The organism is Pseudomonas sp. LS.1a, assembly GCF_022533585.1.
In the GTDB taxonomy this organism is placed as follows: domain Bacteria; phylum Pseudomonadota; class Gammaproteobacteria; order Pseudomonadales; family Pseudomonadaceae; genus Aquipseudomonas.
In genome coordinates, this window is sequence record NZ_CP092827.1 from 2,089,107 (window position 1) to 2,112,114 (window position 23,008).

Here is a 23,008-nt window from a genome sequence, read left to right on the forward strand (position 1 = left end):
GCCGAGACAGGTAATGAATACTGGATCTGTTACCAGGCCAATGCCCTGTCCCAGCCTTTCCAGAACAACCACCGCCGTACCTCGCCATGTGCCCCGGTACCGATCTGCCAGGCCGGCCGCCCGCTGTCCAGGGCAATCACCGAAACAAACCCGGCATGGCTCGCCGCCACCAGCGTACGCCCGTCGGCACTGATATCCAGCGCACTGATGGTCGACCCCAGGTAATGCTGCCAATGCTCCACGCCATCTTCGCCAAACGCCCGCAGGTAACCATAGGCATCCCCCACGATATATTCGCCGTCGCGTGCCACACCGGCATACACCCGCGCGCCATCCTGCACCAGCGGGGTGCGCGGGTCCTGGCTGTAGTAATCGGTATCCAGCCCCGGCAAGTCGGCCACCCTGACTGCCAGCGTGGCGCCACTGTAGAAATGGCAGGCATTGAGTATCAACTGGTCTCCCGCGCGGTTGAACAGCGCGAAGTGCGGGTACTCGCTGGCCGGGCCGATTGCTGCCACGGGCCTGAGCTGCTCGTCCAGCACCAGGTGACGGCTGCCTTGCTCGCCGACCACGATCAACTGGCCATCTGCCGACACCGCACCGTGCTCCATGCTCAGCCCCAGGTAGATGTCGTCCGGGTCGGTGCCTTCGTCCAGCTCGTCGAGCACCCGCGCCTGGTGTGGCAGCAGGCGGGTCGCGCCGTGGCGGGTCAGCAGGAAGATACCCTCGGCACTCACCAGCAGCACACGCTGGCCATCCGGGAAGGGGATCAGCGCGGTCGGCGTGGGCGGCAGGTCGAACGGTTCGAACGGGTAACCCGGCGGCAACCCCTCCAGCCCCGTGGGCCAGGCCAGACGCAGCACTTGCGGGCCGCCCCAGCCATCGGTCACGCGCACGCCCTCGGCATTGGCCAGGGCGAAGTAGCGGCGGGCCGGGCAGCGGCCGAAATGATCGACGCCGATCACCGGGGTCACCCCGTGACGGTCGATGCGCACCACCTGGCCTTTGTCATGCGGCATGCCGATACGTGCCAGCAGGCTGCCGTCGTCCAGCAGCAGGACGTTGCAGATGCCTTGTCCGTTCTCCTTGATCAGCGCCAGCAATGGGTGGTGGGCGGGCGGCCAGGCTTCGCGGAAGGCTTGCTGCTCGAAGGCTTCGACACCAGGCCGGTTGGCGGCTTGCAGGGCTTCGAGCCAGGCATCGAGCAAGTGTTCGGTGGCTTGCGGCAGGGGTTCTTCGAGGTCATCCCAGCCTTGCGCGCGGCCCTGCGCGACATAGTCGTTGACAGCCTGGGCGTAGGCGGTGACCGCCTGCTGCCACTGCTGCTGTGGGGGCTGCTGGTCCATGAGCGGATCGGGCTCCTTGTTGCTGCATACGCGTTTCATACAAAGCGCGCATGGTACTCCTTCTACCCGCCTCGCGGTTGTGAGGCCCCGGCGTGACGCGTACCATGCCGGCATTCCTTCCAATAACAAAGCGTGCGTCGACACCCCGGCAAGCGGGTGGCTGGCGTGCGTCCTGTTGCCTTGTCTGCGGAGAACCGGTTTCCACCCCATGAACGGACCCACACCTACCAACATGCCACCCACGGCGGGTAGCGGCAGCTGGCTGAGCGTCATTGCTCTGGCCCTGGCGGCCTTTATCTTCAACACTACCGAGTTCGTCCCGGTGGCGCTGCTCAGCGACATTGGCCGCAGCTTCGACATGAGTACTGCCCAGGTCGGCCTGATGCTGACCATCTATGCCTGGGTGGTGGCGCTGGCCTCGCTGCCGATGATGCTGCTGACCCGCAACATCGAGCGGCGGCGCCTGTTGCTGTTCGTGTTCCTGGTGTTCATCGTCAGCCACTTGCTGTCGTGGTTGTCACAGAGCTTTGCCATGTTGCTGGTCAGCCGCATCGGCATTGCCCTGGCACATGCGGTGTTCTGGGCCATCACTGCCTCCCTGGCGGTGCGCGTGGCACCGCCCGGCCAGCAGGCCAAGGCGCTGGGCCTGCTGGCCACCGGCACCACCCTGGCCATGGTCCTGGGCATCCCGTTGGGCCGTGTGGTGGGCGAAGCGCTGGGCTGGCGCATCACCTTCCTGAGCATTGCCGGGGTGGCGCTGGCGACCATGCTGTGCCTGATGAAGTCGCTGCCGCTGCTGCCCAGCCAGAACTCGGGCTCGCTGCGCAGCCTGCCGGTCCTGTTCAAGCGCCCGGCGCTGGTGATCACCTATGTGCTGGTAACGCTGGTGATTACCGCACAGTTCACCGCCTACAGCTACATCGAGCCGTTCGCCCTGCACGTGGCGCAGATCGGCGGTGAGCGCACCACGCTGTTGCTGCTGCTGTTCGGCGGTGCCGGGGTGTTCGGCTCGTTGCTGTTCAGCCGTTACAGCGAGCGCTTTCCGCATGGCTTCCTGGTGGGTTCGATCGGCCTGCTGGCGGCATGCCTGTTGCTGCTGTTGCCGCTGTCGGGCAACTTCCATGTGTTCGCCGCGTTGAGCATGTTCTGGGGGGTGGCGATCCTCAGTTTCAGCCTGTCCTTGCAGTCCAAGACCCTGAAACTGGCATCCGATGCCACCGATGTGGCCATGGCGCTGTTCTCGGGTATCTACAACATCGGTATCGGCGGCGGCGCGTTGCTGGGCAGTATCGTCAGCAGCCAGCTGGACGTGGCGGATATCGGCCTGGTGGGCGGTAGCGTGGCGGTGGTCGGGTTGCTGCTGGCCGTTGTCAGCACCCGGCGGTTCCGCGAGGCGCTGGGCGGGGTGCCTGGGCATTCCTGAATGACCGTGCCGGTTTTTTCGCGGGCACGCCCGCTCCCCCAGGTACTGCATCGCTTCTGACGTTGATGCAGTACCTGTGGGAGCGGGCGTGCCCGCGAAGAGGCCGGTACTGGCAATAGAAGGCTCAAACCAGTACTGCAGCCCATGCCCGCTGTTCAGTCTGGAACGATTGTGCAGCCGTTGGTCAGCGCCCGGTTGCGCAGTGCCTCGAAGCGTTCGCGCAGCCACAGGTGCAGTTGTGCCACTGCGGGCGTGAGTTGCTTGCGGTGCGGGCACACCAGGGTGACCGGGGCGGGTTCACCGAGGTATTCGGGCAGGACGATTTCCAGTTCGCCGGCCACGATGTTGGCGCTTACGTCCAGCCACGACTTGTAGACGATACCTTCACCCTGCAAGGCCAGGCGGCGGATCACGTCGGCATCGTCGCTGACCAGCGGCCCGCGCACCTGCACGGTACGGTTGCCCACCCGCCATTTGTCATAGACCCGGTTGTGCTGCATGTACAGCAGGCAGGCGTGCTGCTGCAGGGCGTCGGGCGTGAGCGGGTGGCCGTGGCGGGCCAGGTAGTCGGGCGCGGCGACCAGCACCCGGCGGTTCCAGTCGGCCAGCGGCAGGGCAATGTAGTTGGCGTCCTGGTTGAGGCCATAGCGGATCGCTACGTCCACCGGGTCGCGGTTGAGGTCGGCGATCTGGTCGGACAGGAAGAAACGCAGGTGCAGGGCCGGGTGTTCGCGGCGGAAGGCGCTCAGCCAGGGCAGCAGCATGTTGCGGCCCAGGTCGGACGGTGCCGACACTTGCAGGGTGCCGCGCAGGGAGCTGGGGTTGCCATGCAGGTCCTCACGGCCCTGGCGCAGGCTCTCCAGCACATTCAGGGCGGTAGGCAGGTACAACTCGCCTTCAGCGGTCAGGCGCAGGCTGCGGGTGGTGCGGGCGAACAGGCGCACGTCGAGTTCGCGCTCCAGGCGCTTGATCGCGGCGGCCACCTGGCCCGGCAGCAGCTGTGCCTCGTGAGCGGCGGCGGTAAAGCTGCCCAGCACGCTGCTGCGGACGAACAGTTCGAGGTCGGCGATGCGCAGCATTTTCACTCCTGGGATGAAAGTGTTGCTGCATTGTGCCGGTTTTTCTTTTCTGCAGGAAAGATAAGATGCCCGGCAAATCCCCCGTTCATTCCCGGAGTTTTGCATGGATACCGTCTCGCTGGCCAAGCGCCGCTACACCACCAAAGCCTACGATGCCTCGCGCCGTATTCCCCAGGCCACTGTCGATGCCCTGCTCGAGCAACTGCGCCACAGTCCGTCCTCGGTCAACTCGCAGCCGTGGCATTTTATCGTTGCCGACAGTGCCGAAGGCAAGGCCCGCCTGGCCAAGAGCACCGCAGAGCGCTATGCCTACAATTCGCCGAAGATCCTCGATGCCTCGCATGTGATCGTGTTCTGCACCCGTACCGAGATGAGCGAAGCGCACCTGAATGCCGTGCTCGACCAGGAAGCTGCCGATGGCCGCTTCCGTGATGAGCAGGCGCGTGCCGCGCAGAACCAGAGCCGCCGGCACTACGTCGACCTGCACCGCTTTGACCAGAAAGACGTGCAGCACTGGATGGAAAAGCAGACCTACCTGGCGTTGGGTACTGCCTTGCTGGGGGCTGCTGCACATGGGCTGGATGCCACGCCGATCGAGGGCTTCGACAGCAAGATTCTCGATGCCGAACTGGGCCTGCGCGAACGTGGCTTCACCAGCGTGGTGGTTCTCAGCCTGGGCTATCGCAGCGAGACGGACTTCAATGCCGGGCTGAACAAGTCGCGGTTGCCGGCTTCGCAGGTGTTCACCTTCCTGTGAGATTGGGGGGGGCCGCTCTGCGGCCCCGTCTTCCCGGTCGGCTTGCAAAATCCGGCATATGCCGCATACTTCTCGGTAAACGCCGGAAGGGAGAGCGCCATGCTTGCCGAAGTGCTTCGCGACAACGGTTACCACGAGTACCGGGCGCGCCTGCATGCACTGCTGGAAATCCCCGAACTCGCCAGTGATTTCGAAATCCACACCCGCATCACCCATGGCTTTGCCGCCACCTGGCTGGTGAAACTGACCGAACTCGGTGTGTTCACCCCCGTGGAGCGTGACCAGATCATTCCCCTGCGTACCCTGAAATCCCGCATCGAACGCGACCAGCCACTGACCGTGGAAGAAAGCGACCGGCTGTTCCGCTCGGCCCATATCACCGCCATGGCCGAAGCCGTCTTCGGCGAAGCGGGCAAGGCCAAGCGCTGGCTGTCCAAGCCCAAGGAGCGCTTCTCGGGGCTGACCCCCATGCAGATGCTCACCACCCAGCAAGGCACCACCCAGGTCGAAGAGATGTTGCTGCAGATCGCCGAGGGTTTTGGCCTGTGATTCTGTGGCGTATCAGCGCCTATGCAGATTTGAGCGGAACGGGCGGCTTGCGTATCAGCGGCCGCTGGCACCAGGCGGGCCGGCCAGTGGTGTATGCCGCCACCAGTCCGGCCGGGGCGATGCTCGAGGTGCTGGTGCACCTGGAGATCGACCCTGAGGATTTCCCCTCCACCATGAGGCTGCTTCGCATCGAATTGCCCGATACCGTTTCGCAAGCGCAGTTGCCCGTATTGCAGCCTGGCTGGTCGAGCCAGACCGAACTGACCCGGGGCCTGGGCAACCGCTTTCTGGATGAGTGTTCGGCATTGCTGTTGCCGGTGCCGAGCGCGATCATGCCCAGCACCACCAATTACCTGTTCAACCCGCGCCATCCACAGGCAAACAGCGCCAGGCTCGAGGTCGAGGACTTCACCCCGGACAGCCGGCTTTTCTAGGGCAGCTTCACCAAAGCGCTGCTGATGCCGCTGTCAGCACCCGGCCAAACACTTCTAGCGCCTTGTCCACTTCAGCCTCGTTGCTGAAACGCCCGATGCTCAGGCGCACGCTGTTGCGTGCCTGGCGCTCATCCAGCCCCAACGCCAGCAGCACATGCGAGGCTGCATTGCTCGCCGAGTTGCAGGCCGAGGTAGTCGACAACGCCAGCTCGCTGGCCAGCGCCGCACTGTTGAAGCCCTTGTTGTCGATACACAGGTTCAGCGTGTGGGGAATGCGCTGGTTGGCGCAGCCGTTGAGGGTGACGCCGGGCAGGGCCAGCAGGCCTTCGCGCAGGCGCCTGGCCAGTTGCTCTAGGCGCAGGTGTTCGCTGTCGCCGGGCTGGCCGGCCAAGGCAAAGGCGCTGCCCATGCCGGCAATCTGGTGGGTCGCCAGGGTGCCGGAACGCAGGCCCTGCTCATGGCCGCCACCGTGCATCTGCGCGCGCATCAGCGTACGGGCGCGCGGCCCGACGTAGAGTGCACCGATGCCCTTGGGGCCATACACCTTGTGCGCCGAGAACGACATCAGGTCCACGGCCATTACGCTCAGGTCGATGGCCAGTTTGCCCACCGCCTGCGCCGCATCCACGTGCAGCAGGGCACCGTGGGCACGCACCTGTTCGCCAATTGCGGCAAAGTCGGTGATCGTACCCAGTTCATTGTTGACCGCCATCAGCGACACCAGGCGGGTGTCGGTGCGTAACGCTGCCTGCACCGCTGCGGGCTGAATCAGGCCGGCGGCATCCGGTGTCAGGCGGGTAATGGCCCAGCCCTGGCGCTCCAGTTCGGCCACGGTGTCGAGCACGGCCTTGTGTTCCAGCTGGCTGGTGATCAGGTGCCCGGGCTGGCCGAGGCCTTGGGCAATGCCCTTGAGCGCCAGGTTATTGGACTCGGTTGCACCCGAGGTCCAGACCAGTGCATCGGCCTGTGCGCCGACCCGTTCGGCCACTTGCTGGCGGGCTTGCTCCACGGCGCGGCGGGCGGCCTGGCCGAAGGCATGGCCACTGGACGCCGGGTTGCCGAAGTTGGCCTGGCTGCCAAGGCTGGCGAGCATGGTTTCGATGACCCGGTCGTCGACCGGAGTGGTGGCGGCGTAATCGAAGTAGAGCGGGGCGCTAGGCATTGGGGCGGGTCCGTGTCTGTTGCCGTGAAATCGGCGATCGTTGAAGCAAGCGTACCCACTGCTGGAGAGACATTTTTCGCTTCCAGCGACTCTGTTCTCAAGATTGTTGAAAAAAATTTCTCTCTAATAAGTTATACATAGAATTTTTTTCTCTTGGCCGGGAGGGGCTCACCAAAGGCCCCTCGGTAGCCCTCTTCAGGCCGACTCCACAGCCTTCTCTTCCTCGGCCACCACGCGTTCGCACAACTCGGTGATCTGCTCGCGCATCCAGCGGTTGGCCGGGTCCTGATCGGTGCTTTCATGCCAGTACAGGTGCGTTTCCAGCGCTGGTACCTCCACCGGCAGTGCTTGGTAGCGCAACTGATGGCGGCGGGCAAAGCGCTCGGGGACGGTCATCGCCATGTCGGTCTGCTGCAACACCTGCGAGGCCATCAGGTAATGCTGCGAGCGCAAGGCAACCTTGCGTTGCACGCCCATCTTGCCCAGGGCCAGGTCGACGTAGCCCAGGCCATTGCGGCGGCTGGAGATATGGATGTGGGTCATGCCCAGGTAGTTGTCCAGCGTCAGCTTGCGGTCTGCCAGTGGGTGGCCCTGGCGCAGGGCGCAGACATAGCGGTCTTGCATCAGTTTGACGTGGCGTACCTGCGGGTCGGTGTTCAACGGTGCGTCGATGGCGAAGTCCAGGCGGCCGGCGGCGAGTTCCTTGGTGGTCTCGCGGCGCTTGCACAGGAAGCTCTCGATCAGCACCGCCGGCGCCAGGCGGCGCAAACGCTGGAACAGAGGCGGCAGGATCACCGCTTCGGTCAGGTCGGTCATGCTGATGCGGAAGGTCTTGTTGGCCTGTTGCGGGTTGAAGATGCGGCTTTCCTGCACTGACGTGCGCAGCAGCGCCAGGGCATTGCGCACCGGGCCGATGATGTTCTGCGCCATGGGCGTGGGCACCATGCCTTGCGCAGTGCGCACGAACAGCGGGTCGTTGAAGGTTTCACGCAGCCGCGACAGGGCGTTGGACACTGCCGGCTGGGTGATGCCGACGATCTGCCCGGCGCGGGTCAGGTTGGCTTCGGTGTAGATCGCATCGAACACGATGAACAGGTTGAGGTCGACCTTGCTGAGGTTCATGGGCGCCGCTCTTTGTTGGAATTATGGGGCGATCATATATCGGTTATGAATGTTTATACACGTGGAAAATAGACTAGATGGATGGGCCCATGCTGCTCTAGGCTCTGGCCCATGTACTCCGAACCGTGAAGGTAGCCCCGATGGATTTCGCCTATTCGCCCAAGGTCCAGGCACTGCGCGAGCGCGTCAGCGCGTTCATGGACGCCTATGTCTACCCCGCCGAGGCGGTGTTCGAGCGCCAGGTCGCCGAGGGCGACCGCTGGCAGCCCACCGCGATCATGGAGGAGCTCAAGGCCAAGGCCCGCGCCGAAGGGTTGTGGAACCTGTTCCTGCCCGAATCTGAATACGGCGCCGGCCTGAGCAACCTGGAATATGCCCCGCTGGCGGAAATCATGGGCCGCTCGTTGCTCGGCCCGGAGCCGTTCAATTGCTCGGCGCCGGACACCGGCAACATGGAAGTGCTGGTGCGCTATGGCAGCGAGGCGCAGAAGCGCCAGTGGCTGGAGCCGCTGCTGCGTGGCGAGATCCGCTCGGCGTTCGCCATGACCGAACCGGACGTGGCCTCCTCGGATGCCACCAACATGGCTGCCACCGCGGTGCGTGATGGTGACCAATGGGTAATCAACGGGCGCAAGTGGTGGACTTCCGGCGCTTGCGACCCACGCTGCAAGGTGATGATCTTCATGGGCCTGTCCGACCCTGAAGGGCCGCGCCACCAGCAGCACTCGATGGTGCTGGTGCCCACCGATACGCCCGGGGTGAAGATCGTCCGCCCGCTGCCGGTGTTCGGCTATGACGATGCCCCCCATGGCCACGCCGAGGTGCTTTTCGAGAACGTGCGGGTGCCGTATGAGAACGTGATCCTGGGTGAGGGCCGTGGCTTCGAGATTGCCCAGGGGCGCCTGGGGCCGGGGCGTATCCACCACTGCATGCGTTCGATCGGCATGGCCGAGCGGGCGCTGGAACTGATGTGCAAGCGCTCGGTGGAGCGTACGGCTTTCGGCCGGCCATTGGCGCGCCTGGGCGGCAACGTCGACAAGATCGCCGACTCGCGCATGGAGATCGACATGGCCCGGCTGCTGACACTGAAGGCGGCCTACATGATGGACACGGTCGGCAACAAGGTGGCCCGCAGCGAGATTGCGCAGATCAAGGTCGTGGCACCGAACGTGGCACTGAAGGTGATCGACCGGGCGATCCAGATTCATGGCGGGGCAGGGGTGAGTGGCGACTTCCCGCTGGCCTACATGTATGCCATGCAGCGCACCCTGCGCCTGGCCGACGGGCCGGATGAAGTGCACCGGGCAGCAATTGGCAAGTATGAGATCGGCAAGTACGTGCCGGCGGAGATGTTGCGTAGCGGGCGGTGATTTTGCCGGCCTGTTCCGGCCTCTTCGCGGGCCTGCCCGCTCCCACAGGTACCGTGCCGCCTCCGAGCTGCGCGCAGTACCTGTGGGGGCGGGCAAGCCCGCGAAGGGGGCCCTTGACGGTTCACTGTGTCTTCAGGTCCCCCCCCCGATCCTTGGCCGCCTTCGTCGCCAGCAGACTCATGGGCTTGCTCATCTCAAACTTTGTAAGAAACTTCTGAATTTCGACCCAAGCCACTTGAGCCTCCCTTGCTGATGTTAGGTTTTCAACCTCAACCATGCACAGGGAGTTTGCATATGCGTGTCAGTCTGGAGGGAAAAGGTCAGGCAGTAGATAGCGATGTCACCACTACGGGGGCTGTCTGCATTGCCACGGACGCCAGCTATCTTGACGAGGGCCGAATGGTGCTGCGCGAAGGTGATCGCACCACGCCATGCCCCCTCTGCGGGCAGGAGGGGATGGTCGCTGAAGGGGTGGACCACTTCATTTCCGATGGCCGCCGGGTGGCCATGGACGGTGCGCTGGTAGTCTGTGGCTGTCCACCGGGCAGCAATCGGGTGGTCGCACCGTTGGGTGAAGCATTTCCGCCCCTGCGTTCCCTTGGAGGGCGCGCGAATAGCCACTCTGCCGCGCCATCAGCCGCGATCTACCCCGGGCGTTTCTCCCAACCCATAGTAAGTGCGTTGCCCGGAACCCTGGAGCCCGGGTTCTATGTAGTGCCTCGGCGCATGTCATTCGCACAGGTGCTGCTGCAATTGGCCGAGCACGATGCCACGTTGCCAATCTCCCGGCTGCAACGGCTTAACCCGACGTTCGAGCAAGGCTTCAAGGCAGGGGAAATCTTCGTTATCGGTGACCCTGACAATGGTGATGCCTGCACCCGCGAGGAGGGGCAGTTGATGGCGGCGGCGCAGCACGCACGCCGCGCGCTGGCGGTGCTCGATTTCGCCGAAGCGGACTTCATGATGGAGCACCAGGCCGAAATCGCCGGCTTGCTCAGCAATGCCAGCCAGTCCATGGGCGTGGGCAAGGACATGCTGGAACAAGGTTTGAAGCAGGTCAGTAATACGCTGACCAGTATCGAGCAACTGCATCAGCGCGAGTTCATGCGCCATGGCCACTTGAACAGCCCGGGCTTTTTTGCCGAACGGCGACAGCTGCTGCAGCAACTGGATGGACAGTTGAAAGCGGCGTACCTCAACAAACAGCTGAACCTGGGCAGCTATGAGCGGCTGAAGAAGAGCTTGAACATTTCGACCAAGAGCCTTGTGCACCATTGGTCGAAAGCGGGCGGGCCGGGGCAGATTCCGGGGTATGCGACGCACCTGGACAAGGTGGCGCGGCTCAGCAAGTACCTTGAATATGGTGGGTATGCTGCGATTGGGCTGGGTGGAGGTTCTTCATATCTAAAAGTGCAGGAAGTGTGTCGGGCCGGTGAAACTGGTGATTGTAAAAAGGTTCGATTCACTGAAACGGGTAGCTTCGCGGGGGGCTTGGGAGGAGGCATGCTTGGCGCTTGGGCGGGAGGTGCTGTTGCGACTGCCCTATGCGGGGTTTTCTCAGTCGGTACTGGTGGGCTTGGCGTTCCGGTATGCGGGATTGTCATCGTTGGTGCCGGCTCTGCAGTAGGGGCTGAGGGCATTGGCGCTCTAGGAGAGAAGGCCGGTGAAGTGCTTTATGAGGTGGCAGATGATTGACTTTGAAAGTTGGCCGCCACTATTTAAGCTAGCATTCCTGATTGGTCCGTTTGCCATTGGGATGTCAGGTCTTGCTATAAACGTGCAAATCGCGATGTCTCGTGATTATAAAGTCGCTTTGTCAGCTATCACAAGCAACCCTTACTTGGAGCAAATGAAGCTTGTTTGGGGAGGAGTAAACCTGAGGTCTCGCTGCTTGTTGTTAAGCACGGTGAGCGCTTTGGTCGCGTTTCCCAGGCTGCATCTATATATGGGCTGGCTTGATGAGCAGGAACTTAAGGACTTTCCACCGTTCTTGAAGCGAAAAATGATTATAGCAGTGTGGCTGATATCTATTTCGCTGCTTTGGGCATTGATTGGTTACGTTATGATTAAAGTCTAACGATACCTCAGGCCCGCATTTGCGAGTCTTCCTTTTTTTGCCCAGCCTTGTTCCTACTATCAGAGACTTGCAGCCGCACAGGTGCTGCTGCAATTGGCCGAGCATGATGCCACATTGCCAATTTAACAAACAGCTGAACCTGAGCAGCTATGAGCGGCTGAAGAAGAGCTTGAACATTTTGACCAAAAGCCTTGTGCACCATTGGTCGAAAGCGGGCGGGCCGGGGCAGATTCCGGGGTATGGGACGCATCTGGACAAAGTGGCGCGGCTCAGCAAGTACCTTGAATATGGTGGGTATGCTGCAATTGGGTTGGGTGGGACTTCGTCTTATCTGAAAGTGCAAGAGGTTTGTCGAGCTGGTGAGACTGAAGCTTGTAAAAAGGTCAGGCTGACCGAGACAGGAGGTTTTGCTGTTGGGACCGCCGGAGCCATGCTTGGTTCCTCAGGAGCAACCCTTGTATCTGGAACAATATGTGCCGTTATTACTATGGGCTCTGCAGGTCTGGCCGCGCCAGTGTGCGGCATGTGCTGGTGGGAGCCAGCGGTATGGCTGGAGGAGCGCTGGGCGGGATGCTTGGTGAGTCGGTAGGCGAAGTTATTTACGAGGCGACCAGTGATTGACATTACTGGCTGGCAACCACTTGCCAAATTGGTAATTCTACTCAGCCCTTTTGTTATCGGCATGCCAGGGCTAGTCCTTAGTGCTGTCTCGACGTTGACAAAAGATTATGGCATCGCTTGCTCGGCCATTACGAGCAATCCCTATTTCGAAAGCATTAAGCGTGCATGGGGTTCTGGATCATTTAAGTGGCGCTGGATGACCCTTTGTACGGTGAGTGGACTAGTTGCATTTCCGTGGCTAGTACTGCGTATGGGGCAACTGGATGTCGGTGAGTTAAATGCGTTTCCGCGGAAGCTTAAGCGTAGGTTGAAGATATCCGCGTGGCTAATCATGACTGGTTTCATCTGGATGGTGGTTGTATGGGCACTATTTAAATTCAAGTAGAGCGGGGATCAGACCCGCATCTGCGGGTCTTCCTCTTTCTGGCTGGCTGTACTATCGGCATTTGAAGGCTGTCTGGATTGAGCCTCCTTGCTTTCCGGCTTCTCCCTCCGAGTCTTGAGCAACGAAACCACCACCCCACCCAGCAACAACCCGAACGTCACCCCCAACGACAGCAACGCCGGCACCTTACCCACCATGCCGTGATAGAAGATTTTGCAGCCAATGAAGATCAACACCAGCGCCAACGCGTACTTGAGGTACACAAACCGGTGCATCAACGCCGCCAGCGCAAAATACAGCGAGCGCAAGCCGAGGATAGCGAAGATGTTCGAGGTGTAGACAATGAACGGGTCCTGGGTGATGGCGAAGATTGCCGGCACGCTGTCGACGGCGAACACCAGGTCGGCCAATTCGATCAGTACAAGTGCCATGAACAGCGGGGTGGCATAGCGCACTGCCTTGTGCTCCCCGGGCGGGGTCTGGTGCACGAAGAAGTGCGAGCCGTGGATCTGCTCGGTGACCCGCATGTGCCGGCGCACGAACTTCAGGATCGGGTTGTTGGCCAGGTCCGGACGGCTGTCTTCTTTCGACAGCGCCATCTTCACCCCGGTAAACAGCAGGAAGGCACCGAAGATATACAGCACCCAGGCGAAGTTCTGCACCAGCGCCGCGCCCACGCCGATCATGATCGCCCGCAGGAACACCACCCCGAGGATGCCCCAGAACAGCACGCGGTGCTGGTAGCGGCGGGGGATGGCGAAGTAGCCAAAGATCATCGCCATGACGAACACGTTGTCCATCGACAGCGACTGCTCGACCAGGAACCCGGTGTAGAACTCCAGCGCCGACTGCGCACCCAGCTGGTACCAGACCCCGGCGCCGAACAGCACGCCGACGCTGAAATAGCCCGAATACAGCAGCAGGCTTTCACGCATTTCGATTTCCCGGTCGTGGCGGTGCAGCACACCCAGGTCGAGTACCAGCAAACCGATGACGATGGCCATGAACACCAGCCACAACCAGGTGCTGGTACCGAGGAACGGGGTGGTGAGGAATACCTGTAGAGCTGTCATGAGCCCCTCCTTGAATGTCGACGTTGCATGGCAACAGTGATCCGACATGGCGGCCTGGCAGCCGTCAGAGGGGCCCGGTATCACATGGGCTTGAGCCTAGACCCGTTTGCCGGTGATGCCGAATGGGGAGCTGTTACATTTCTTTGCCAGGCAGGCACACAGTGTACGCACGCACCCTTTAGGAGCAGCACATAACTCATTGAATTAGCAGGGACCCTGTGGGAGCGGCTTTAGCCGCGAACACCGGCGCAGCCGGTGCCATGCACCGCGTTGGATTCTTCGCGGCTAAAGCCGCTCCCACAGGGTACGCGGACCGCTTGCGAATTCAGCTCTCCAAGCGACAGCGCAGCCCAAAGGGCTGGGAAATCTCCTACAGGGATGTGCGCTGCTTTCAGATCAATACACCCACACTTCCACCCGACGATTACGCAGTCGCCCTTGCTCCAGCTCGTTTCCTGCCACCGGCAGTTCATCCCCCATACCCGTCACTTCAAGCACCTCCACGCCATCGCGCGCCAGCTCACGGCGCACGGCCTGGGCCCGCAGGCGGGAGAGCAGGGCGGCGCGACCGGGTGTCTCCTTGGGGTCGCCAAAGCCCACCAGCACCGCTTTACGCTGCAGCTTGCCGGCGTTGCGCAGGTACTCGGCCACCCGCTGTACATCACGCAGGGCCTTGTTGTCGAGGCTGGCGCTGCCTTCCTGGAAGCGGAAGTTGACGCTCAGCCGCTGCGCCTGCTGGGCCAGGGTGCGATAGCGCGGCGGCATGTTCGCCAGGGGCGCTACAGGTTGGGCCTTGATCTGCTGCGAAACGAAGCCCTGCCGGGCGACGATCGCCTGGCCGGCCGGGCTCTGGGCAAAGTCAGCCAGGGCCCTGGCCTGGGGCTTGGGGTTGGCCGGCAAATAGAAGTACAAGCGCCGTGACAATGGGTAGTCTTCGCTGGCCACCAGCGCGCGCTCCGGCAACATGGCAGGTGCGTCGCCCTCGGCCACCGCCAGCACCTTGGCCCCGTGTATTGCTGCCAGGCTGCTGAAGCCGATGGCCTGGCGGTCGGTGCTCACTCGCGCGGCCAGCTCGTCGCTGGACTCGAAGCGTTGGGCCTTGGGCGAAAGCCCGCCGTGCTGGGGTTCCAGCACCAGTGCCTTGAAGGTCTCAAAGGTACCGGAGCGGTCGTCACGGGCGTACAGGTGGATGGCCCCGCCACTGACGCCCAGTTGCTCCCAGCGCTGGATCTGCCCCGAGAAAACCTGCGCCAGTTGCCGGGTAGTGAGCTGCGGCAACGGGTTGTCAGGGTGAACGATGACTGCAACGCCATCCAGGCCGATGACTTGTTCGGCGGCAGCGGCGCGCAGGTCGCCCAAAGCCTGCAGTTGGCGTGCTTCGCTGTCGTTGATCGGCCGCGAGGCGGCGGCCAGGTCGGCGTCGCCATGGCCCAGGGCGAAGAAGCCGGTGCTGGAACCGTGGGCGGCGATATCGATGCGCAAAGGCTGGCCGTGCGCGTCACGTGCGGTGATAACGGTCTCGTTGGCCAACTCGCCCGGGTGTTGTTCGATGGCAGTAGCTTGCTGTGCGCGCAACTGCCCTTGCACCAGCGCCGGCAGCAAGGCCGCGCCAATGGTGTTGGAGCCTTGCACGCGCAGGGGCGCGGGCTCGGCCAGGGTCGCCAGCGGTAGCAGGGTGAGCAGCAAGACAAGCAGGCGGGGCATGCCGGGAGGCCTATGGCATAGGGTTGGCCGGCAGATTACGACAGTGGCGTGATGATAATGTGACGGTGTTGTTCACATCTTGAGTTGTGCAACGCCTGGTAGACCGAGCGCCGCCCGCGCGGCGCTCGGTCTACCAGGCGTTGCAGCACTCAAGATGTTAATGCGCCCCGGCGGACTTGCTCAGGTCACTCTCTGCCCACTCGGTATAAATGCACGCATCCGCCACCGCCCAGCGCACCTTCACGGTATCCCCCGGCTGCATCGGCATGCCCGCGGCCGACAGCGCCTTCACCGTCAGCTCGGTGCCGCCCGCGGTCACCACATGGCAGGTCTGGCTCTCGCCCAGGAACAATACTTCGCCAACCTTGGCGCTGACCTCGTTCCAGCCCGCCGGCAGCGGCTCGCGCGTGGCCTGTTCGGTGGTCAGGGCCAGGGCCTTTTCCGGGCGTACCATGATCAGGGCATCCTGCGAGGCGGCCAGGCCCGGGGTCAGGCGGATGGCCACCGGCTGGCCCTCGAAGCTGCCCGCGCCATTGCTGCTGGCCTTGATCCGCAGGAAGTTGGAGTTACCCAGGAACGAGGCGACGAAGGCATTCGGCGGGTTCTGATACAGGTCGTAACCGGTGCCCAGGCCGACGATCCTGCCGTGGCTGAAGATGGCGATGCGCTGGGACAGGCGCATGGCTTCTTCCTGGTCGTGGGTGACGTAGACGATGGTGATGCCCAGGCGCCGGTGCAACTGGCGCAGTTCGTCCTGCAGGTCTTCGCGCAGCTTCTTGTCCAGCGCACCGAGCGGTTCGTCCATCAGCAGGATGCGCGGCTCGTACACCAGCGCCCGGGCAATCGCCACGCGCTGCTGCTGGCCACCGGACATCTGCGACGGCTTGCGGTGGGCGAACTTCTCCAGCTGCACCAGCTTGAGCATGGCATCGACGCGCTTGCTGGTTTCGCTGGCGCCGAGCTTGCGGATGGCCAGCGGGAAGCCGATGTTGTCGCGCACGTTCAGGTGCGGGAACAGTGAATAGCGCTGGAACACCATGCCGATGTCGCGCTTGTGCGGTGGCACGTTGACCAGCGACTGGCCATCGACCAGGATCTCGCCGCTGCTCGGCGTTTCGAAGCCGGCCAGCATTGACAGGGTGGTGGACTTGCCCGAGCCGCTGGAGCCGAGAAAGGTCAGGAACTCGCCGTCCTGGATTTCCAGGTCGAGGTTGTCCACGGCGGTGAAGTCGCCGTAGTGCTTGTTGAGGCCGCGCAGGCTGACCAGGGTCTTGCCGTGCGCGTTGTCTTTGATCACTGCACTCATTGTTGTTTTCTCCGCGCGCTCAGGCGTTGGCTTCGGTGCGCCGGCGCAAGGCGGCGGCAATGAACATGACAAGCAGCGACAGGCCGATCAGCAAGGTCGAGGCCACGGCGATGACCGGGCTGAGGTCCTGGCGCAGGGTGGTCCACATCTTCACCGGCAGGGTCTGCAGGTCGGGGCTGGCCATCATCACGCTCAGCACCACTTCATCCCACGACACCAGAAAGGCGAACAGGCCGCCGGCGATCATCCCCGGGCGAATCGCCGGGAAGGTCACCTTGAAGATCGCCTGCAGGCGCGAGGCGCCACAGATCACCGCGGCATCCTCGATCGACTGGTCGAACAGCTTCAGCGAGTTGATGATCGAGATGATGGTGAAGGGCAGGGCGACGATCACGTGGCTGACCACGAAGGCGAACAGCGTGCCGGTGTAGCCAAGCTTGAGGAACAGCGCGTACACCGCCACGGCAATGATCACCAGCGGCACGATCATCGGCATGGTGAACAGCCCGTACAGCAGCTCGCGGCCGGGGAAGCGGCCACGCACCAGGGCGAATGCGGTGGGCAGGCCGAGCAGCACGGCGGCGATGGTGGTCAGCACGGCCACCTTCAGGCTGGCCAGCGCGGCGTCCATCCACTCCGGGTTGGAGAAGAACTGGCCGTACCACTTGAAGGTCCAGCCCGGTGGCGGGAACACCAGCCACTGCGATGAGCCGAACGACAGCAACACGATGAACACCACTGGCAGCAGCAGGAAGGCCGCGATGACCCCGGTGGTCAGGTACAGGCCTGTACGCAGCGGGCGGCCCATGGCATTGGGAGACAGGAGCATGGTGGTTTACCTCGCGTTGCCAACCGGGGATTCCGGCTGCAGCTTCAGGTACAGGTAGAAAAGCACCAGGGTGATCACCACCAGCAGTGCGGCGGCGGCGCTGGCCAGGCCCCAGTTGAGGAACGACTGCACCTGCTGGATGATGAATTCGGGCAGCATCATGTTTTGCGCACCGCCCAGCAGGGCCGGGGTGACGTAGTAACCGAGCGACATCACGAACACCATCAGCGCCCCGGAGAACAGCCCCGAGCGGCACAGCGGCAGGAACACCTTGCAGAAATTGGTCCACGGGCTGGCGCCGCAGATAGAGCCGGCCTGCAGCACCATCGGGTCGATGGCATGCATGGTCGCCTGCAGCGGCAGCACGATGAACGGGATCATGATGTAGCTCATGCCGATCACCACGCCGGTCAGGTTGTGCACCATTTCCAGCGGAGCATCGATGATACCCATGGCCATCAACGCCTTGTTGATCACCCCCGAGCTCTGTAGCAGCACCAGCCACGAGTAGGTGCGCGCCAGCAGGCTGGTCCACATCGACAGCAGCACGATGTTCAACAGCCAGCGGCCCCAGCCCTTGGGCACCAGGGTTATTGCCCAGGCCAGCGGGAAGCCCAGCAGCACGCTGATCAGGGTGACCACGCCGGCCACCGAGAAGGTGTTGAACAGTACCCGCGCATAAGCCGAGTTGGCGAACAGCTGCTCGTAGTTGCCCAGGCCCGGCGTTGGCTCCAGCACCCCGCGCAGCAACAGGCCGGCCAGCGGGGCGAAGAAGAACAGGCCAAGGAACAGCAGGGCCGGCAGCAGGTTGCGGCTGCCTTTCCAGCGCTGGCTCAGGCTGACGCGGCGGGGGGCCGTTCCCGGGGCGCCGGTGCCCGTGGGGGCACCTTGCGCGTTATGCAGGGCGTTGATGGCGACTTTCATTTGACCAACCACTCATTCCAGCGGGCTGCAATGGCCTGGCCGTTCTTGGCCCAGTAGGCGAAGTCGAGGGTGACCTGGTCCTGGGCATAGGCGGTCGGCAGGTTCTGTGCGAGGTCTTTGTCGAGTTTGGCCACGCTGTCGACGTTCACCGGCGCGTAGGCGGTCTTGTTGGCGAATTCGGCCTGGCCTTCGGCGCTGCTGGCGTTGGCCAGGAACTTCATGGCGGCGTCCTTGTTCTTGGCGCCTTTGGGGATGACCAGGAAATCGGCCATTACCAGGTTCTGCTTCCAGCTCACGCCCACCGGTGCACCGTCCTGCTGCAAGGCATAGACGCGGCCGTTCCAGAACTGGCCGAGCGAGGCTTCACCGGAGGCCAGCAGTTGCTGCGACTGGGCGCCACCGCCCCACCAGACAATGTCTTTCTTGATGGTGTCGAGCTTCTTGAAGGCGCGGTCCAGGTCCAGCGGGTACAGCTTGTCGGGAGCTACGCCGTCGGCCAGCAGGGCCAGCTCCAGTACGCCAGGGCTGGGCCATTTGTACAGGGCACGCTTGCCGGGGTAGGCCTTGGTATCGAACAGTGCGGTCCAGTCCACTGGTTTGTTGGCACCGAGCTTGCCTTCGTTGTAGCCGAGCACGAAGGAGAAGAAGAACGAGCCGACGCCATGGTCGGAGACGAAGCGTGGGTCGATCTTGTCGCGCTTGATCTGGTTGAAATCGAGGGGTTCGAGCAGGCCTTCGCTGGCGGCACGCAGGGCGAAGTCGGCTTCGACGTCGACCACGTCCCACTGCACGTTGCCGCTCTCGACCATGGCCTTGAGCTTGCCGTAGTCGGTGGGGCCGTCCTGGACGACTTTGATGTCGGTGGCTTTGGTGAAGGGTGCGGCCCACGCTTCTTTCTGGGCGTCCTGGGTGGTACCGCCCCAGCTGACGAAGTTCAGGCTGTCGGCGGCCTGGGCGGCCTGACATGCCAGGGTCAGCAGGCTGGCGGACAGCACTGCGGTTACACGTTTGCTCAACAGCATGGTTACGCCCTCGTTGCTTTTGTTATTCGAGGCGGGGCTTGTGGTGCGCCCGCCAACAGTGTTCGGGGAGCAGCTAAAACAAAGTGTCTAGTGGCCGTTTGTGGTTGTAGGTGCCGGCCTGCAGATTTAAGGTCTACGGGATATCATATTATGGTATTCCAAACTTTTGGCAAGAGGTATGAGGCGACCGGCCATCACTCCGTCCTTTCAGAAACAGCGCGGACCCTGTGGGAGCGGGTTCACCCGCGAATGCGTTGGTGGCTTCACCATCGTATTCGCGGGTGAACCCGCTCCCACAGAGCCCTGCCAGGTCAGTTGCTTATGTGCTTTAGCCGACCATGTCTGGCTCGAACGGTATGCTCTGCACCACCTCCAGCTCATACCCGGCCAGCCCCGCATATTTCAGCGGTGGGCCCAGATGGCGCAGCTTGCCCACGCCCAGGTCCTGCAGAATCTGCGCCCCGGTGCCCACCTCCGAATACACTTTCGACTGCCCACGCTGGTAAGGCCGCACCGGCTGGGTCAGCTGCGGCACGCGTTCCAGCAGTGCCTGCGAGGACTCATGGTTGGCGAGGATCACCACCACGCCAGCGCCTTCCTCGGCCACCTTCTGCAGCGCCGCCCATAGCGTCCAGTTGGCCGGCCCGGCGTATTCGGCACCGACCAGATCACGCAGTGGGTCGATCACGTGCACCCGCACCAGGGTCGGCTGCTGGCGGCGGATATCGCCCATGACCATGGCCATGTGCACGCCACCTTCGATGCGGTCTTCGTAGGTGACCAGGCGGAAGGTGCCATGCACGGTCGGCAGTTCGCGTTCGCCGATGCGCTTGATGGTCTGCTCGGTGCTCAGGCGGTAGTGGATGAGGTCAGCAATGGTGCCGATCTTGATGCCATGCCGGGCAGCGAACACTTCCAGGTCCGGGCGGCGGGCCATGGTACCGTCGTCGTTGAGCACTTCGACGATCACCGAGGCCGGGGTGAAGCCCGCCAGGCGCGCCAGGTCGCAGCCGGCTTCGGTGTGGCCGGCACGGGTCAGCACACCGCCTTCGCGGGCGCGCAGGGGGAAGATGTGCCCGGGTTGCACCAGGTCTTCGGGGCGGGCGTTGGGGGCCATGGCTACCGCCACGGTGCGCGCCCGGTCGGCGGCGGAAATACCTGTGGTAACGCCCGTGGCCGCCTCGTTCGACACGGTGAAGGCAGTGCTGAACACGCTGCCGTTGGCTGGCACCATCTGCTCCAGGCCCAGGCGTTGGCAGTGTTCGTCGGTCAGGGTCAGGCAGATCAGCCCGCGCGCTTCACGGGCCATGAAGTTGATGGCCTGGGCGTCGCAACGCTCGGCGGCGATCAGCAGGTCGCCTTCGTTTTCCCGGTCCTCGTCATCCACCAGCAGGACCATCTTGCCTTGCCGGTAGTCCTCGAGAAGTTCTTCGATGGTGTTGAAAGCCATGTTGCACGCTCACTGTGGTGGGGTGATTATTATGGTATACCATCATACACAAATATCGCCGTAACAGGAGAGCAGCGCATGAAGGCCTATTGGATCGCCCATGTGGACGTGACCGACCCCGAGCAATACCAGCAGTACACCCAGCGCGCCCCGGCTGCCTTCGAGGCATTCGGCGGCCGCTTCCTGGCCCGTGGCGGGCGTAGCGAGGCGATGGAAGGGCGGCCCACCCCTCAGCGTAGCGTGGTGATCGAGTTCGATTCGTATGAGCGGGCGCTGGCGTGTTATCGGTCCGAGCTGTACCAGGAGGCTTGCAGACATCGTCAGGGAGTGGCGAAGGCTGAGGTGATCATCGTCGAAGGGTTCGAGCCTTGAGTTGAACTTGCGGCCTCTTCGCGGGTAAACCCGCTCCCACAAGTACGCCACAGATTTCGAAGACTGTGGCGTACCTGTGGGAGCGGGTTTACCCGCGAAAGGGCCGGACCTGCCTTATGGCATGCCAGGCAATTCATGCGGCCGCAGGTCGAACACCAGCACCTCGGCATCCACCCCGTTGCCCAGTTCCAGCACCTGTTCCTGCCTCACCCGCACCCCATCCCCTTCATTCAGCACTTGCCCATTGAGCTCGATGCTGCCCCGGGCCACATGCACATAGGCATGGCGGTTTTCCGGCAAGGTCAGGGTGGCGCGTTCGTCACCGTCGAACAGACCGGCATACACCCGCGCATTCTGCCGCACCTGCAACGACCCTTCGGCGCCATCCGGCGAGATGATCAGGCGCAGCTTGCCGCGCTTTTCCTCGGCACTGAAATGCTGTTGCTGGTAACGCGGTGTTGCCCCTTGCACGTTCGGCACGATCCAGATCTGCAGGAAGTGCACCGGCTGCACCTGGCTGTGGTTGAACTCGCTGTGGGCCACGCCGTGGCCAGCGCTCATCAGCTGCACATCGCCCGGGCGGATCACCGAGCCGGTGCCCAGCGTGTCCTTGTGCTCCAGCGCGCCTTCCAGCACGTAGGAGAAAATCTCCATGTCGCGGTGCGGGTGTTCGCCAAAGCCCTTGCCGGGGATGACGCGGTCGTCGTTGATCACCAGCAGGTCGGAGAAACCTTGCTCGTCCGGGTTGCGGTAATGGCCGAAGGAGAAGGTGTGGAAGGACTTCAGCCAACCATGGAAGGCCAGGCCGCGGTCTTGGGCGTTGCGTACGGTCAGCATGACAGGTCTCCTGAACGGGCAGGGCACCAGGCCCTGCCGCATGGGTGGATGAGGTTATTGCAGGTGCACTTTCAATTCACCGGCAGCCTGTCGCATCGCCGCCTTCACAGCCGGCACCTGGTTCAACGGGTTGAGCAGCCCATAGTCATGAATCATCCCGTTGTAGCGCACCGAGGTCACCGTCACACCTGCCGCATTCAACTTGCGGGCATACGCTTCACCTTCGTCGCGCAGCACGTCGAACTCGGCCGTCTGCACCAGTGCTGGCGGCAGGCCCTTGAGCTGTTCGCTGCTGGCGCGCAGCGGCGAGGCGTAAATCTGTTCCCGTGCCTTGGCATCGGTGGTGTAGTTGTCCCAGAACCATTTCATCATGCCGGTGGTGAGGAAGTGTCCCTCGGCAAACTGCTTGTACGACGCGGTCTCGAAGCTGGCATCGGTCACCGGCCACAGCAGCAGCTGGAAGCGCAGGGCCGGGGTGCCGGCCTCTTTGGCTTTCAAGGCAACTACTGCCGCCATGTTGCCGCCGACGCTGTTGCCGGCCACAGCCAGGCGCTTGCCGTCCACGCCGATTTCCTTGCCATGCTCGGCCACCCATTGGGTGGCGGCGTAGGCCTGGTTGATCGCCGTCGGGTAATGCGCTTCCGGCGACGGGGTGTAGTCCACATAGACCGCCACCGCACCAGAGCCAACCACCAGATCGCGGATCAGCCGCTGGTGGGTCGGGAAGTCGCCGAGTACCCAGCCGCCACCGTGGAAGAACATGAACACCGGCAGGTCACCCTTCACATTGGCCGGGCGTACCACTTGCAGCTTGATCGACTCGCCGTTGGCCTGGATGGTGCGTTCCTTCACTTCGATACCAGAGAGGTCGACCTTGACCGAAGCCTGGGCGCCGGTCAGCACGGCGCGGGCGTCTTTCGGGCTGAGCTGTTCCAGCGGCTTGCCGCCGCCTTGCTCCAGGGCTTCGAGGAAGGCCTGGGTGTGCTGTTCGACGCCCGGGCTGCCAGCGGCGAAGGCGCTGGAAACGGACAGGGCCAGCAGGGAGGCGGTAAGGGTTTTGTGGACAATGTTCATGAGCGAATCCTTTTCTGTGCAAGTGTTGGTAGTGGGCGTCTTGCCTGGCCTTCAGGGCCATCGCTGCGACTTGTGCGTAGATTAGGGAGATG

Annotated in this window: 21 protein-coding genes and 1 pseudogene; 9 read left to right on the forward strand and 13 right to left on the reverse strand. The window is 63.0% G+C overall.

The window, feature by feature from the left end:
* Nucleotides 1-29: 29 nt before the first annotated feature.
* Nucleotides 30-1,346: a hypothetical protein gene (locus MKK04_RS09600; protein WP_207833838.1), complete on the reverse strand. Its 1,317-nt coding sequence runs from the start codon at nucleotides 1,344-1,346 to the stop codon at nucleotides 30-32.
* 208 nt (nucleotides 1,347-1,554) lie between these two features.
* On the opposite strand from MKK04_RS09600, the gene MKK04_RS09605 reads away from it, so the two are divergent.
* On the forward strand, nucleotides 1,555-2,769 hold the full coding sequence (locus MKK04_RS09605) for a sugar transporter (protein ID WP_207833836.1): 1,215 nt from the start codon (nucleotides 1,555-1,557) through the stop codon (nucleotides 2,767-2,769).
* A gap of 155 nt (nucleotides 2,770-2,924) precedes the next feature.
* Here the strand turns inward: MKK04_RS09605 and MKK04_RS09610 are convergent, their stop codons facing one another.
* Complete coding sequence (locus MKK04_RS09610) at nucleotides 2,925-3,848, reverse strand: LysR family transcriptional regulator (RefSeq protein ID WP_207833828.1); 924 nt, start codon at nucleotides 3,846-3,848, stop codon at nucleotides 2,925-2,927.
* A gap of 103 nt (nucleotides 3,849-3,951) precedes the next feature.
* On the opposite strand from MKK04_RS09610, the gene nfsB reads away from it, so the two are divergent.
* The 3 genes from nfsB (at nucleotide 3,952) to MKK04_RS09625 (ending at nucleotide 5,588) form a co-directional block, all read left to right on the forward strand.
* A complete protein-coding gene (gene nfsB, locus MKK04_RS09615; RefSeq protein ID WP_063915060.1) occupies nucleotides 3,952-4,605 on the forward strand; it encodes an oxygen-insensitive NAD(P)H nitroreductase in 654 nt (217 codons plus the stop codon).
* A gap of 99 nt (nucleotides 4,606-4,704) precedes the next feature.
* On the forward strand, nucleotides 4,705-5,154 hold the full coding sequence (locus MKK04_RS09620; protein WP_063915059.1) for an antitoxin Xre/MbcA/ParS toxin-binding domain-containing protein: 450 nt from the start codon (nucleotides 4,705-4,707) through the stop codon (nucleotides 5,152-5,154).
* On the forward strand, nucleotides 5,151-5,588 hold the full coding sequence (locus tag MKK04_RS09625) for an RES family NAD+ phosphorylase (protein ID WP_063915058.1): 438 nt from the start codon (nucleotides 5,151-5,153) through the stop codon (nucleotides 5,586-5,588). Before MKK04_RS09620 ends, MKK04_RS09625 begins: the two co-directional genes overlap by 4 nt.
* A gap of 7 nt (nucleotides 5,589-5,595) precedes the next feature.
* On the opposite strand, the gene MKK04_RS09630 is transcribed toward MKK04_RS09625, so the two are convergent.
* Both MKK04_RS09630 and MKK04_RS09635 read right to left on the reverse strand, forming a co-directional pair.
* Nucleotides 5,596-6,750, reverse strand: coding sequence for a cysteine desulfurase family protein (locus MKK04_RS09630; protein WP_207833826.1), 1,155 nt, complete (start codon nucleotides 6,748-6,750; stop codon nucleotides 5,596-5,598).
* A gap of 195 nt (nucleotides 6,751-6,945) precedes the next feature.
* Complete coding sequence (locus tag MKK04_RS09635) at nucleotides 6,946-7,872, reverse strand: LysR family transcriptional regulator (RefSeq protein WP_063915056.1); 927 nt, start codon at nucleotides 7,870-7,872, stop codon at nucleotides 6,946-6,948.
* A gap of 140 nt (nucleotides 7,873-8,012) precedes the next feature.
* On the opposite strand from MKK04_RS09635, the gene MKK04_RS09640 reads away from it, so the two are divergent.
* The 4 genes and pseudogenes from MKK04_RS09640 to MKK04_RS09655 all read left to right on the forward strand — a co-directional run.
* A complete protein-coding gene (locus MKK04_RS09640; RefSeq protein ID WP_063915055.1) occupies nucleotides 8,013-9,242 on the forward strand; it encodes an acyl-CoA dehydrogenase in 1,230 nt (409 codons plus the stop codon).
* A 294-nt stretch (nucleotides 9,243-9,536) separates the two neighbouring features.
* A complete protein-coding gene (locus tag MKK04_RS09645; protein ID WP_241106501.1) occupies nucleotides 9,537-10,937 on the forward strand; it encodes a PAAR domain-containing protein in 1,401 nt (466 codons plus the stop codon).
* Nucleotides 10,930-11,319, forward strand: a complete 390-nt coding sequence (locus MKK04_RS09650) for a hypothetical protein (RefSeq protein WP_241106502.1) — start codon at nucleotides 10,930-10,932, stop codon at nucleotides 11,317-11,319. The genes MKK04_RS09645 and MKK04_RS09650 overlap by 8 nt, the downstream gene beginning before the upstream one ends.
* Nucleotides 11,320-11,443: 124 nt before the next feature.
* A pseudogene (locus MKK04_RS09655) lies at nucleotides 11,444-11,940 on the forward strand (hypothetical protein); the annotation flags it as partial.
* Nucleotides 11,941-12,333: 393 nt separating this feature from the next.
* Here MKK04_RS09655 and MKK04_RS09660 read toward each other — a convergent pair.
* From MKK04_RS09660 to ribBA, 7 genes are all read right to left on the reverse strand, one after another.
* A complete protein-coding gene (locus MKK04_RS09660; RefSeq protein ID WP_207833822.1) occupies nucleotides 12,334-13,398 on the reverse strand; it encodes a TerC family protein in 1,065 nt (354 codons plus the stop codon).
* A gap of 396 nt (nucleotides 13,399-13,794) precedes the next feature.
* Nucleotides 13,795-15,102, reverse strand: coding sequence for a substrate-binding domain-containing protein (locus MKK04_RS09665; protein ID WP_233687766.1), 1,308 nt, complete (start codon nucleotides 15,100-15,102; stop codon nucleotides 13,795-13,797).
* A 157-nt stretch (nucleotides 15,103-15,259) separates the two neighbouring features.
* Nucleotides 15,260-16,408, reverse strand: coding sequence for an ABC transporter ATP-binding protein (locus MKK04_RS09670; protein WP_207833817.1), 1,149 nt, complete (start codon nucleotides 16,406-16,408; stop codon nucleotides 15,260-15,262).
* A gap of 19 nt (nucleotides 16,409-16,427) precedes the next feature.
* A complete protein-coding gene (locus MKK04_RS09675; RefSeq protein ID WP_015270845.1) occupies nucleotides 16,428-17,237 on the reverse strand; it encodes an ABC transporter permease in 810 nt (269 codons plus the stop codon).
* A 6-nt stretch (nucleotides 17,238-17,243) separates the two neighbouring features.
* Nucleotides 17,244-18,161, reverse strand: coding sequence for an ABC transporter permease (locus tag MKK04_RS09680; RefSeq protein ID WP_063915048.1), 918 nt, complete (start codon nucleotides 18,159-18,161; stop codon nucleotides 17,244-17,246).
* Nucleotides 18,158-19,183 carry an ABC transporter substrate-binding protein gene (locus tag MKK04_RS09685; protein ID WP_063915047.1) on the reverse strand — a complete coding sequence of 342 codons (1,026 nt, stop codon included), beginning with the start codon at nucleotides 19,181-19,183 and terminating at the stop codon, nucleotides 18,158-18,160. The genes MKK04_RS09680 and MKK04_RS09685 overlap by 4 nt, the downstream gene beginning before the upstream one ends.
* Before the next feature lie 328 nt (nucleotides 19,184-19,511).
* Complete coding sequence (gene ribBA, locus MKK04_RS09690; protein ID WP_241106503.1) at nucleotides 19,512-20,633, reverse strand: bifunctional 3,4-dihydroxy-2-butanone-4-phosphate synthase/GTP cyclohydrolase II; 1,122 nt, start codon at nucleotides 20,631-20,633, stop codon at nucleotides 19,512-19,514.
* A gap of 78 nt (nucleotides 20,634-20,711) precedes the next feature.
* Between ribBA and MKK04_RS09695 the strand changes: the two genes are divergently transcribed.
* On the forward strand, nucleotides 20,712-21,005 hold the full coding sequence (locus MKK04_RS09695) for a DUF1330 domain-containing protein (protein ID WP_233687762.1): 294 nt from the start codon (nucleotides 20,712-20,714) through the stop codon (nucleotides 21,003-21,005).
* A gap of 114 nt (nucleotides 21,006-21,119) precedes the next feature.
* Here MKK04_RS09695 and MKK04_RS09700 read toward each other — a convergent pair whose 3' ends face one another.
* Nucleotides 21,120-21,842: a pirin family protein gene (locus tag MKK04_RS09700; protein WP_233687761.1), complete on the reverse strand. Its 723-nt coding sequence runs from the start codon at nucleotides 21,840-21,842 to the stop codon at nucleotides 21,120-21,122.
* 54 nt (nucleotides 21,843-21,896) lie between these two features.
* On the reverse strand, nucleotides 21,897-22,916 hold the full coding sequence (locus tag MKK04_RS09705) for an alpha/beta hydrolase (RefSeq protein ID WP_207833808.1): 1,020 nt from the start codon (nucleotides 22,914-22,916) through the stop codon (nucleotides 21,897-21,899).
* Between the last annotated feature and the right edge of the window lie 92 nt (nucleotides 22,917-23,008).